This window comes from Pseudoalteromonas sp. MMG007 (genome assembly GCF_018100985.1).
Classification (GTDB): domain Bacteria; phylum Pseudomonadota; class Gammaproteobacteria; order Enterobacterales; family Alteromonadaceae; genus Pseudoalteromonas.
In genome coordinates, this window is sequence record NZ_JAGJEI010000003.1 from 185,568 (window position 1) to 199,218 (window position 13,651).

At 42.2% G+C, this 13,651-nt stretch carries 9 protein-coding genes; all 9 read left to right on the forward strand.

The genetic code is table 11. From position 1 onward, the window contains the following. The first annotated feature begins 11 nt into the window (after positions 1–11). Positions 12–2,165, forward strand: a complete 2,154-nt coding sequence (locus tag J8L71_RS06385) for a bifunctional TVP38/TMEM64 family protein/FAD-dependent oxidoreductase (RefSeq protein WP_210999804.1) — start codon at positions 12–14, stop codon at positions 2,163–2,165. A 1-nt stretch (position 2,166) separates the two neighbouring features. Continuing rightward, positions 2,167–2,973, forward strand: coding sequence for a DUF547 domain-containing protein (locus tag J8L71_RS06390; RefSeq protein ID WP_210999805.1), 807 nt, complete (start codon positions 2,167–2,169; stop codon positions 2,971–2,973). Further along, on the forward strand, positions 2,960–4,237 hold the full coding sequence (locus J8L71_RS06395; RefSeq protein WP_210999806.1) for an ABC transporter substrate-binding protein: 1,278 nt from the start codon (positions 2,960–2,962) through the stop codon (positions 4,235–4,237). The genes J8L71_RS06390 and J8L71_RS06395 overlap by 14 nt, the downstream gene beginning before the upstream one ends. Then, entirely contained in the window at positions 4,234–5,988 is a 1,755-nt protein-coding gene (locus tag J8L71_RS06400; protein ID WP_210999807.1) for an ABC transporter permease subunit, read from the forward strand. Before J8L71_RS06395 ends, J8L71_RS06400 begins: the two co-directional genes overlap by 4 nt. A 22-nt stretch (positions 5,989–6,010) precedes the next feature. Next, the gene (locus tag J8L71_RS06405) at positions 6,011–6,649 is read left to right on the forward strand and encodes an ATP-binding cassette domain-containing protein (RefSeq protein WP_210999808.1); all 639 of its coding nucleotides are present in this window, start codon (positions 6,011–6,013) and stop codon (positions 6,647–6,649) included. A 22-nt stretch (positions 6,650–6,671) separates the two neighbouring features. Next, entirely contained in the window at positions 6,672–7,319 is a 648-nt protein-coding gene (locus tag J8L71_RS06410; RefSeq protein WP_210999809.1) for a CDP-alcohol phosphatidyltransferase family protein, read from the forward strand. Next, positions 7,309–8,100: a sterol desaturase family protein gene (locus J8L71_RS06415; protein ID WP_210999810.1), complete on the forward strand. Its 792-nt coding sequence runs from the start codon at positions 7,309–7,311 to the stop codon at positions 8,098–8,100. Before J8L71_RS06410 ends, J8L71_RS06415 begins: the two co-directional genes overlap by 11 nt. 383 nt (positions 8,101–8,483) lie before the next feature. Continuing rightward, positions 8,484–10,610, forward strand: coding sequence for a glycoside hydrolase family 16 protein (locus J8L71_RS06420; protein ID WP_210999811.1), 2,127 nt, complete (start codon positions 8,484–8,486; stop codon positions 10,608–10,610). Positions 10,611–10,686: 76 nt separating this feature from the next. Continuing rightward, positions 10,687–13,620: a TonB-dependent receptor gene (locus J8L71_RS06425; protein WP_210999812.1), complete on the forward strand. Its 2,934-nt coding sequence runs from the start codon at positions 10,687–10,689 to the stop codon at positions 13,618–13,620. The last annotated feature ends 31 nt before the right edge of the window (positions 13,621–13,651 follow it).

Here is a 13,651-nt window from a genome sequence, read left to right on the forward strand (position 1 = left end):
AGAGAGAGAACATGATAAAAAAACTATTTTTGATATTGATTGCAGCGGTCGTAATAGGCATGTTCTTTCACTTTAATTTACATCAGCTACTTACACTTGAAGGCTTAAAAGGCTCTATGGAGCAATTTAACCAATATAAAGAGCAATCACCATTATTGGTTTTTGGTTTCTTCTTTTTACTGTACGTAGTAGTAACAGCTCTCTCGTTACCGGGCGCGGCAATATTAACACTGGCCGCAGGTGCATTATTTGGCTTAGTTGAAGGCTTACTTGTAGCCTCTTTTGCCTCGACTGTAGGTGCTACGCTTGCCTTTTTAGTATCGCGTTATTTACTGCGCGATACAATTAAACAACGTTTCCCTGAGCGTTTAGACGCTATTGACGCAGGCGTTGAAAAAGAAGGTGGCTTTTACCTATTTACACTTAGGCTAGTGCCAGTATTTCCGTTCTTTTTAATTAACTTATTGATGGGTGTAACCGCAATTAAAGCATGGACCTTTTACTGGGTAAGCCAAGTAGGCATGCTGGCGGGTACATTTGTATTTGTAAACGCAGGTACGCAACTTGCGCAAATTGAAAGCTTATCAGGCATCTTATCGCTCGATCTTATTTTATCGTTCGCTTTATTGGGTGTGTTCCCATTTATTGCTAAAGGAATCCTAAACGTGTTTAAAAAACGTCGCGTATACAAAAATTACACTAAACCTAAAAAGTTCGACCGCAACATGATTGTTATTGGCGCTGGAGCTGGCGGCTTAGTAACAAGCTACATTGCAGCAGCGGTTAAAGCCAAAGTAACCCTAATTGAAGCCGGCGAAATGGGCGGCGACTGTTTAAACTACGGTTGTGTGCCAAGTAAAGCCGTTATTAAAAGCGCTAAAATTGCTGAGCAAATTCGCCACGGTGAACACTACGGCCTAGAAAACATGGCACCGCAGTTTTCGTTTAAAAAAGTAATGGCACGTGTACATCAAGTGATTGCCGACGTAGCACCACACGATAGCGTTGAGCGTTACACAAACCTTGGTGTAGATGTAGTTAAAGGCTACGGGAAGTTATTAGACCCGTGGACTGTAGAAATTAAACTTAACGATGGCGGCACGCAAACGTTAACCGCTCGCACGATTGTTATTGCAACCGGCGCACGCCCATTTGTACCACCACTTCCTGGTATTGAAGAAACAGGCTATGTAACAAGCGATACGTTATGGACTAAATTTGCTGAGCTTGATGAAGCCCCTAAAAAACTGGTTGTACTTGGCGGCGGCCCAATTGGTAGCGAACTTGCTCAAAGTTTTGCCCGTTTAGGTTCAAGCGTTACGCAAATCGAGATGAGCGAACGCATCATGATCAAAGAAGACCTAGAAGTATCTAAATTTGCACATGAAGCGCTAACCGAAAGCGGCGTAAACATTTTAACCTCGCATCAGGCACTGCGCTGTGAAGAGCGCGACGGTAAAAAATTCATTGTGGTAAAACATAACGATACCGAAATCGATATTGAATACGATGAACTACTATGTGCCGTTGGCCGAAGCGCTCGCCTTAAAGGTTACGGCCTTGAAGAGCTTGGCATAGAAACCAACCGAACTGTAGTCACTAACGAATACCTAGAAACGCTTTACCCTAACATTTTTGCAGCAGGCGATATTGTAGGCCCGTATCAATTTACGCACGTAGCCGCTCATCAGGGCTGGTACGCAGCAGTAAATGGCTTATTTGGTAACCTTAAAAAGTTTAAAGTCGATTACCGTGTTATTCCATGGACTACATTTATAGACCCTGAAGTAGCACGTGTAGGCTTAAACGAGCAAGATGCTATTGATAAAGGTATCGATTATGAAATCACTCGCTTTGAATTTGAAGAGCTAGACCGCGCCATTACCGACAGCGCAACAAAAGGCTTTATAAAAGTAATTACCCCTAAAGGTAAAGACAAAATACTCGGTGTTACTGTGGTATCTGAGCACGCTGGCGATTTAATTGCTGAATTTGTACTGGCAATGAAACACGGTTTAGGCCTTAACAAAATACTAGGTACTATTCACAGCTACCCTACGTGGGCTGAAGGTAATAAGTACGCAGCAGGCGAGTGGAAACGTGCGCACGCACCTGAAAAAGTACTTAACATGCTTGAAAAATACCACACATGGCGCAGAGGCTAATATGTTTAAAACACCTTTAAAAGCGCTCTTGTTAGGTTCTGCTTTGCTTGCAACATCGTTTGCGAGCAATGCCCAAAACATGCACGACAGCTGGAATGCTTTATTAAACAACCATGTAGTGGCTATTAACCATGGCCACAGCACAGAGGTTGATTATGCAGCAATTAAAGCTAAGCACAGTGAACTTAAAACCTATTTAGATTCGTTATCGGCTGTTACGCAAAACGAGTTTGATACGTGGGAAAAACCAAAGCAACTTGCGTTTTTAATCAATGCGTATAATGCCTTTACTGTTGAGCTTATATTAACCAAGTACCCAGATCTTAAATCAATTAAAGATTTAGGCAGCTTTTTTAGCTCACCATGGAGCAAAGAGTTTGTGCCATTACTTGGTGAAACTCGCAGTCTAGATGATATAGAGCATGGTTTAATACGTGGCAGTGGTAAATACAACGACCCACGTATTCACTTTGCAGTAAATTGTGCAAGTATTGGTTGCCCAGCACTACGTGAAGAAGCGTATACTGCTGATACATTAGAAGCACAATTACAAGAGCAAACAGTCCGCTTTTTATCAGATATGACCCGCAATATAGCGCAAGATAACACGTTGAATGTGTCTTCAATATTTAAATGGTATGGCGAGGATTTTGAAAAAGGCTTTAAAGGCGCAAACACATTGCAGCAGTTTTTTATGCAATACCCTAAAGCACTTAACTTGATCCCTGCACAGCTAAAAGCCCTTAAAAATAACGACATGAAGGTTAAGTTTTTAGATTACGACTGGGATTTAAATGCACGCCACTAAATATTGGCAAATACTCACGCGATACAGTTTATGCTGTATCGCGTTTTGCATTTGCCTTGTTATAAGCTTTAAAAGCATAGCGAGCACAGAGCTACAAAGCCGTTGGCAACACGTTGAAAGCCTAGGCAAAGACCAAAGCGTATATTTTTATGCTTGGGGCGGCGATGCGCAAATAAACGCGTATATTCAATGGGCTGCTAAACAAGTAAAAGCTAGATACAACATTAACTTAGTACACGTAAAGCTAAGCGATACCAGCGAAGCTGTAAGCCGCGTTCTGGCCGAAAAATCAGCAAACAATAACGATAAAGGCAGCGTAGATTTAATTTGGATAAACGGTGCTAACTTTGCCACCATGAGCGAGCACTCATTATTACTAAAACAATGGGCGAATAAACTGCCAAATTTTAACTACACCGACCCTAGCAATAACCCCGCTGTTAATTTTGATTTTGGAATACCCACCAACGGAATGGAAGCACCTTGGGGCCAAGCATCACTCACTTTTTACTACGACAGCTTAGCAATAGATGGCACAGTAAATAACACGCTACCAACAACCTTAAACCAATTGCTTAGCTGGAGCACAAAAAATCCGGGGCGTTTTAGCTACCCCAAACCGCCTGACTTTTTAGGCATGAGCTTTTTAAAATACGCGCTTGTCATGCTACATCAACAAAGTGATGACACACTTAAAGCGCAGTTAAATCAGCCTGCTACAACACAAAATACAGCCCAAGTATTAAACCCATTATGGGATTTTTTAAATAAACTGCACCCAACACTTTGGCGCGATGGCAGCCATTTCATGCAAAGTGGTGCGCAAATGCGCCGTTTAGTCGGCGACACAGAGCTAAGCATAGCGTTTACGTTTTCAGCACCCGAAGTACCGGCCGCAGTTAAGCGTTATGATTTACCAAAAAGCATTCGCAGCTATGCAATGCAAGATGGCAGTTTAAGTAACACCCACTTTGTAGCCATTCCTTATAATGCAAGCCACCAGCAAAGTGCTCAAATAGTAGCTAACTTTTTATTAAGCCCAGAGGCGCAAGCTCAAAAACAACAAGCGCACATATGGGGCGATAAAACAGTACTTATTCAATCAACTTTAAATACGCAGCAGCAAGCATTATTTAAAACAGCCAAACCTCATCCAAGTGCTTTGCCTTTTAACAGTATAAAACGCACATTGAGTGAGCCGCACCCAAGTTGGGTAAATGCTATTATGCAAGGTTGGCAAGCGCGCTATGGAGTAAGCCAATGAGCGTTATTTCAAAAAGTGTAGCTGTAAATACTAAAGCAACATCGCATTGCAGCACTGATATGTTTACGCGCATTGTAAAATTGAGCCCACGTTTTTTACTTGCATTGCTAATTTTGCCCGTAATAGGCGGTTTAATCAGCGTGTTATTGCCCGCTTTTGGCTATGCACCCGTACTTGAGCACACAACATTTGGCCTACATGGCTTTACTATGCTTGTACAAACACCCGGCCTAACACATATGGTTATGCTAAGTGTTGGCACCGGATTAATAAGTACCTTACTTGCCTTTGTCATTACGTTAATGATTTTAGCGGCATTTTTTAATAGCCCGTGGCTTAACCGTATTCAGCGCTTATTGAGTCCCATACTTGTAATCCCCCACGCAGCAGCGGCTATCGCAGTTGGTTTTTTAATTGCTCCTTCAGGTATGATTTCACGTTTAGTATCGCCGTGGTTAAGTGGTTGGGAACTTGCGCCTAACGGTATGTTTCCGCACGACTCGTTTGGCATTAGTATAATTTTAGGGTTAACACTTAAAGAACTGCCTTTTTTACTGCTAATGGCACTCGGTGTACTTGCTCAACCTGAGCTTGGTAAAAAGCTGCGCCAGCAACATAAAGTAGCGCTTAACTTAGGCTACTGCCCTATGACTGCTTTTTTAAAAGTAATATTGCCAAGCCTTTATCCATTGCTGCGCCTACCCATTTTAGCCGTATTGGCTTATGCCAGTGCAAGTGTAGAAATGCCTCTTATTTTGGGACCAAACACCCCGCCAACGCTTGCTGTTGCGATTATGCACTGGTTTAACGACGTTGATTTAAACCTGCGCATTAAAGCGTCTGCTGGGGCGTTATTGCAGCTTTTGCTTACTGCTGGATTGTTAGCATTTTGGCTTGGCGGCGAAAAAGCGATAAAAGCATTATTTAATGATTTGCTCACCAATGGCGAGCGAGAATACGGCGGCATTTATTGGCAAAAAATAACGACCGTCCTTACAGTATTTGTAATTGGCTTTATATTGCTCTCGTTAATTGGCTTGATTATGTGGTCTGTCGCTGGTTTTTGGCGCTTTCCGGCGGCTTTGCCTGAGCAGCTTACGCTACTTCACTTTAAAAGCGCGCTAATGCAAATGCAAAGCCCGCTTTTTAATACCCTTGCTATAGGGTTAGTAACAACGTTGTTTGCCATTATAATTACGCTTTTGTGCTTAGAGTCAGAGCAATTAAGTGCAAAACCCATGTCGCGCTTTACCAGTTTAATTATTTATTTACCGCTGCTTGTACCAAGTATTGCGTTTTTATTCGGTCTAGTGTGGCTGCAACAACTAGTAAATAACCAGGCCGCATTTTTTAATGTGGTATTTACCCATTTATTGTTTGTATTACCTTATGTATTTTTATCGCTTGCGAGCAGTTATAGGCGCCTAGATCCTCGCTTTGCTCATGTAGCAGCAAGCCTTGGCGCAACACCATACAAAGTATTTTTGCACGTTAAATTACCCCAGTTATTTGCCCCTATCTTAATCGCCATAGCACTTGGTTTAGCCATTAGCTTTGGCCAGTACTTACCGACTCTTTTAGCCGGCGGCGGGCGCATAGCAACAATTACAACCGAAGCGGTTACCCTTGCAAATGGCGCAAGTAGGCGCACCAGTGCAGTGTATGCCATTATGCAAATGGCATTGCCATTAATTGGCTTTATACTGGCATGGGTTTTACCTAAGTATTTTTTTAAAAGCGCACAACGCTAACCCATAAATTAAAAGGTTTTTAATGCAGTCATCTTTAGAGATTAAAAATTGTGAGCTTTATCGTCAAAACGAGCAATTACTTAGCTTAAACGAGCAAGTAAAAGGCGGCGAAATACTCACCATTATGGGGCCATCTGGCAGTGGTAAATCAAGTTTATTAAACTGGCTTACAGGCACATTACCCAGCGGCTTTAGCGCAAATGGTGAAGTGTGGCTCAACGGCAAAAATATTAATAACTTACCTACTCATTTACGTCACATAGGCGTACTTTACCAAGACGCGTTATTATTTTCTCATTTGTCGGTAAGCGGTAACATTGCCTTTGCCATGCCTAAAGGCAATAAAAAACAGCGCCTCGAAAAAATAGACCATGCGCTTGAGCAAGTAGGTTTAAAAGGGATGGCAAACCGCCACCCCGACAATCTCTCAGGGGGGCAACAAGCCCGCGTTGCTTTACTGCGTATGCTATTGAGCGAGCCAAAAGCCATATTACTTGATGAGCCATTTAGTAAGCTCGACACACAATTAAGAGTAGATACCCGCGAACTGGTATTTAGCCAAATACGCGAGCATAAACTGCCTGCTATTATGGTCACCCACGATCATAGCGATGCAGAGGCTGCAAACGGCAAACTGATCACCTTAAATTTAGCCAAATAAGTAAAAGCACAAGGCACTAAGCATGCTAGACAAATACATCACCCCAGTTATAAAGCCACTATTAACACCCGTTGTAGCGTTAATGCACAGGCGCGGTATAACCCCCGACCAACTCACTGTAATAGGTTTTTTAATAGGCCTTTTAGCCGTACCACTAATTGCATTTGAAATGTGGTATGCAGCGTTAACTGCTATTGCTTTAAATCGTATTTTAGATGGGCTTGATGGCGCATTGGCACGTCATGCAAATTTAAGTTCAAGCGCTGGCGGTTTTTTAGATATTACCCTCGACTTTTTATTTTACGCGGCAATTCCGCTAGGCTTTATTTTGGCAAACCCCGAGCAAAACGCGATTGCAGGTAGCATATTATTAGCTACCTTTATAGGCACTGGCTCAAGCTTTTTAGCCTTTGCCATTGCAGCCGAAAAATTTAAGCTTGATAAACCTCAATTTAAATACAAAAGCTTTTACTATTTAAATGGCTTAACCGAAGGCACAGAAACCATCGCGCTGTTTATTGCCTTTTGTATTTGGCCGCAGCACTTTACCATCATGGCAAGTATTTTTGCCACTGCATGCGCTATTACTATTTTTACACGTATACATGGTGGTTATAACACGCTTAAACTCCAAGAAGCCGATAAGGTTACACAAGCCAATGAGTCATGAGATTTGGTGGCGTTTAGGGTTCTTTTTTAGCATTTTGGTTATTATGATGCTACTAGAATCACGAATGCCCGCACGTAAATCCCCTATAAAAAGTAACACCCGATGGTTTGCTAATTTTGGACTTGTGTTTACCTCATCATTAATTGCGCGCTTAAGTGTACCAATCGGTTTAACCGCCGTAGCGCTTTTTAACCAAGAGCACGGTATCGGTTTATTTAACCAAATAGCCATACCAAGTATCGTCGCCATTATTTTAAGCATGCTACTGCTTGATATACTTATTTATTGGCAGCACCGGCTGTTTCATCAAGTACCGATTTTGTGGCGCTTGCACCGCGTGCATCACGCCGATGCGCACGTAGATACCAGCACAGGCTTGCGGTTTCACCCTATCGAAATTGTACTCAGCATACTTATAAAATTAATTGCCGTTACCGCTTTAGGTGTACCTGCTATTGCAGTATTAATATTTGAAATTGCACTTAACGGTTTAGCGCTGTTTAACCATGCAAATATTCGCTTGCCAAATGCAATAGAAAAGCCTCTTCGATTAATATTAATGACCCAAATATTACACCGAATTCACCACAGCCAACGCGTGAGCGAAACCAATTCTAACTATGGATTTAGTGTTATTTGGTGGGATAAACTGTTTGGTAGTTACAAAAATAAAGCGCAAAAAGCCGATAACGACATCGATATTGGCTTAAAAGAATACCCAAGCCAAAAACAAAACGCCTCCCTTTGGGGATTGCTCATTATGCCTTTTAAAAACAAATAGCAGATAACGTTTGTAACTGGCTTGGCTAAAAAGCAAGCTAGTTTTAAGAGGTTTTTTAATGCATGCCTAATCATTAAATTAATACATTCTTTCATACACAGTTAAGAAAACCGTTAAAAACACCACTTTAAAGACTTTTTAAATGAGCTTAATCTATTAATATATAGTGTTATTTTTATGAATAGCTCAATTGGTAAACTGGTCTTACCGTAAACTAAATGTAAATAAAATAAACAAATATGTTGACCATTAACGCACTGCACAATATCATTTGTAAGCGCTTACAAAACACATGAAAAATGTAAGCGCTTACAATGCAAAAACGGTTATTAAAATAAGTACAAACACATTCTGACAATAATCTGTGAAAACGGGGTTCAGCTATGAACATACAAAAAACACACATTGCTCGCTTACTAGCTGCTATTTCTTTGGCATCCTTAGCAGGCTGTGGTGGCGACTCTGCCACAACATCTAATTTTGAAAATATTGACGCTTCTGAGCCTGTTTCAGATTGGCAAATGGTATGGAGCGACGAGTTTGACGGCTCTGCTATTGATACTAATAAATGGAACTATGAACTAAATTGCGACGGCGGTGGTAATAACGAAAAACAATGTTACACCGACAGCGAAGAAAACGCTTTTATTCAAGACGGTGTGTTAAACATTGTAGCCCTACCAGCGACAGAAGGCGCTGAAAAGCCATACACCTCTGCACGCTTAAATACTCGTTATAATGCTGATTTTACTTATGGCCGCTTTGAAGTACGTGCAAAGCTACCTTCGGGTCAAGGAAGCTGGCCAGCATTTTGGATGCTGCCAACAGATGAAGAATACGGTACATGGCCACGCTCAGGCGAAATTGATGTATTAGAGTCTGTAAACCTTAAAACTGCTGATGAAGATGGCGGTATTGAATCTAGCATTCACGGCACATTGCATTACGGTCGTGCATGGCCAGATAACAGCTACACTGGAAAAGAGTACAAATTTCCTGAAGATACTAACCCAGCCGATGACTTTCATACCTACGCTATTGAATGGCAAGAAGGTGAAATTCGTTGGTACGTAAATGGTTATCTATATGCAACGCAGCGCCAATCAGAAGTATTATATAATTCCAAAGGCGAAGCGGCGGGTTTGAAGCATCGCGGTTGGTTTGCCGAGTACTTTGAACAAGGTTCTGGCGAGCTTGAAACCCATTGGGATAGCGCTCCTTATGATAAAGACTTTCACCTACTATTAAACTTAGCAGTAGGCGGCGACTGGCCTGAAAACGTAAACGAGTTAGGCGTAGATGCTAGCGCATTTACAAACGGCCAAACGTTTGCAATTGACTACGTGCGCGTTTATCAATGTGCATCAAACCCAGATACCGGTAGAGGATGCGAAACTATTCGCCCAGGTTACGACAGCCTAGACGATGCTCTACTAGAGGGTGAAGCGCCAGTACCTATTGCCGGTGGTGTTACTCCATTAACCATATTTGGTAATTCTTTTAATATTAACTGGCCTGCATGGGATTGTTGCGGAGGTTCAACACCAGCACTTGTTGTTGATGAACAACAAGGCAATACAGTTGAATTTAATGTAGGGGAAAACCCGACTGTTAATGGCTTCATTTCAAGAACTGAGAATATTATTGATGAGTCAGGTGTCGCCTCTCCTTTTGATGCAACACCACTTCTAGCAGAAGGATACTTTCAGTTTAAGATGAAAGTAATGAGTGCTCCAGCGGATCCAAACTCTACTTGGGTTATAAAGTTAGAAAGCGCTGGAGATACCGCAACTGCTGCCGAGTTACCTATTACACAAAGTGTTGAAGGCTTAGCGCCAGTTGTGGGCCAGTGGCAAACTTATACGTTTAAATTATCAGATCTAGTGGCAGCAAATTTAGATATTAGCGCTATTGATGTAGTGATGATATTCCCTACATGGGGAACGGGTAACGGCGCTGTTTATAGAGTTGACGATGTAAAAATTACGCAAGACTTCCCTGAACTTGATATCTTTTCTGACACGCAAAACGTAGATTGGCCAATGTGGGATTGCTGTAGTGGCTCTACGCCAGTGGAAGTAATGGATGATGAAGACCATGGTGTAACAGCTGAGTTTTCTATTAATGATACACCTACTGTAATGGGCTTTAATAGCCGTTCGTCTGAAGGCGGAAGTGGTGAAACTTTTGATGCCAGCTCTATTTTAACCGTTGGTCAAATTACGTTCGACATGAAAGTTACAAGTATGCCAAGCACACCCGATGCTCCATGGTTTTTCAAAGTTGAATCAAACGAAGGTGACTCTGCGGTGGAGGTAGAATTAACTGCTAGTATGCAAGGCGTAGCTCCTGTTTTAAATGAGTGGCAAACATATACTTATACACTTTCTGATTTATCGACTGCTGGTTTAGATGTAAGTGCGATAGATGTATTAATGATATTTCCTGGTTGGGGATTAGGTGCAGGCGCAGTTTACCGCGTTGATAATGTTACTATTGCTAATCCTTAACCCATTTTTAACTGACAAATATAGGTGCTCACACAGCACCTACTCTCTTGACAACATTTTATAAAGCAGAGCTATTATGAACACATTCAATTTTAAAAAGAGCCAACTTGCGGCTTCTGTGTCTCTTATCATTGCTGCGAGCACGTTAAATACAGCTATTGCCGCCGAAGCAGACACAGGCGTTTCATCTGATGTAGAAGTTATTGAAGTAAAAGGTATTCGTGGTTCACTTATTCGTTCTATGGATATGAAACGCGATTCATCAGGCGTGGTAGATGCCATTTCGGCTGAAGAAATGGGTAAATTTCCAGACACTAACTTAGCAGAGTCTCTTCAACGTATTACCGGTGTATCGGTAAGTCGCGCTAACGGTGAAGGAAGCCAAATTACAGTACGTGGTTTTGGCCCAGAGTTTAACTTAATTACGCTAAACGGCCGCCAAATGCCAGGTACTGGTTATACGCGCTCGTACAACCTTGAAAACATTGCATCTGAGGGTGTAAGTGCACTAGAAGTATTTAAAACAGCACGCGCTGATGTGCCAAGCGGCGGTTTAGGTGCTACTGTTAATATCTCTACCGCGCGCCCTTTTCAAAAGCCTGGCCAAAATTTTTCAGCAACTATTAAAGCTAATCATGACTCGTCTAACGAAGCCGGTGATGATGTAACCCCAGAGCTTTCTGCTGTTTACAGCAACACATTTGCAGATGACAGATTTGGTTTTGGTTTTTCTTTTTCGCACCAAGAGCGCGACTTTCAAAAACAAAGTGCCAATATTCAAGGTTGGCAAGCCAATGTAGATTTACCTGAATTAGATAGCAGCAACGTGGTTGATAACCGCACAGACCCATCAGGCAACTACTATTTCCCTAAAGACATGAACTACGCTATTGAAGATGTAGAGCGTGAACGTACAAACGGCCAAGTTACTTTTCAGTTTGCACCGGTAGATGGCTTTGTAGCCACACTTGATTACACAGCGAGTAAAGCAGTAACGGGTTCTGAAAGTATTGGTTGGGGTATTTGGAATGACTTTGGTAGCAATATTAACGGCTATGAGCTTGATGAAAATGGTACAGCTGTTTATGCCGACATTAGCGGTAACGATGCCTCGTTTACAGCCAATAAAGGCACTACAGAAGTAAAAGCACGCTCAATTGGGTTAAACCTAGATTGGGAAATTAACGACACGTGGCACGTAGAGCTTGATTACCATGACTCTAAAAACGAAACTGATAACGGCGCCGACAACGGGCTAGGCAGTACCGGCCAAGTGATTTTGGGCTCAGATCAGCTTGCTAATAAAATTTACGATTACCGCACAGGCGATATTCCAAGTGCTCAAGTTAACTGGTTAAACGGCACAAGTGAACTAACGCCTGGCGAAATTGATTCGAACTTTAGTCAGTTTACTCACTCACCGGGTGAGTCAAACATTGAACAGTTACAACTACATACTACGTGGTACAACGAAAGTTATGACATTGGCCTAGTTAAGGTTAAATTTGGCGCATCACGTACTGAGCAAAACACCGGTGGATACACTGCATGGAGTGGTTTAGTAGGTGGCCCTGGTTTTAACCCATCATACACAGAAATATTCCCAGATAGCATGTTTACTCGCCACGATACCTCGGGCCTTTTAGACCAATTTGCTGGCGGTGGTAGCGACTTACAACCTAATTACTACTACACGTATGACTTCGATGAAGCAGTAGCACGCCAAATTGCTTATTTAACAGCAGATGTAACAGGCTCAGATGCATACGCAGCTAATGCTTACATGGATGGTATTGATAGCGAAAGCTACGTAGAAGAAATCACAAACAGCTTTTATGTTCAATCAAGCTGGGAGTTTGACGTAAGTAACTACTACATAAAAGTAAATGCAGGCCTACGCTACGAACAAACAGACGTAACCAGCACTGTACGTCAACGCGTTGAAGATCAAGTTAATTGGATCAGCGCTTCTGAGTGGATCATGCAATATGCAGCCGGCGGTGAAGATAACTTCTTAGAGCAACAAGGTGATTACGATGTTTTACTGCCTTCAATCGACGTAAGTGTTGATTTAACCGAAGACGTAGTGGCCCGTGTTTCTTGGGGTAAAACTATGTCGCGCGCACCACTAGGTGATTTAGCCGGTGGCCGCAGCTTAACAGGCAGCCCAAAACCAGGTTCTCGCACAGGTAGCCAAGGTAATACAAACTTATTGCCGTTTGAATCAACAAACCTTGATTTATCGCTTGAGTATTACTACGCGGAAGGCAGCTACGCATCTGTTGGTTACTTTAAAAAAGACGTTGATAACTTTATTCAAACCACCATTACGCAAACTACTATTGATGGCTTGCACGATATTTTAAACGGCCCTCGTTACTTACAAGCCGTAAGCGATATTGAATCACGTGGTGAGCAAGCAACTACCGACGCTATTTTTGCACAAATGATTGCCAGTGGTTACGGCAATGCGAATGGCGTCATTGAGCCAAATAGCGATGACCCACTTATGGTATGGAACATAAGCCAGCCACAAAACACCGACAGTAAATCGGTAGATGGTTTTGAAGTAGCTGTTCAGCACTTAATTGGCGAAACTGGTTTTGGTGTAGGTGTTAACGCAACATTTGTAGATGGCGACGTTGAATTTGATAGCGAAAGCCTTGATCAACAAGCGCCGCTTACAGGTTTAAGTGACTCTGCTAACTTCCAAGGCTTTTACGAAAAAGACGGCCTATCGGTTAAGATTACTTACGCATGGCGCGACGCGTACTTAATTGGTGTTGGCCAAGCACAAGGCTCAGCTGATGCACCACCGCAATATGCTAAAGCCTACGGTCAATGGGATATGAGCGTTAACTACGATGTAAACGAAAACGTAACTGTATTTTTTGATGGTATAAACTTAAATAATGCAACCGAAGAAGGCTACGGCCGTTACGAAGAGCAATTTTTATTTGCTAATCAGTACGGCCCACGCTACTCAATTGGTGCCCGTTACACGTTTTAAGCTATTCCCTAGTTAGAATAGTTAAGCCGCT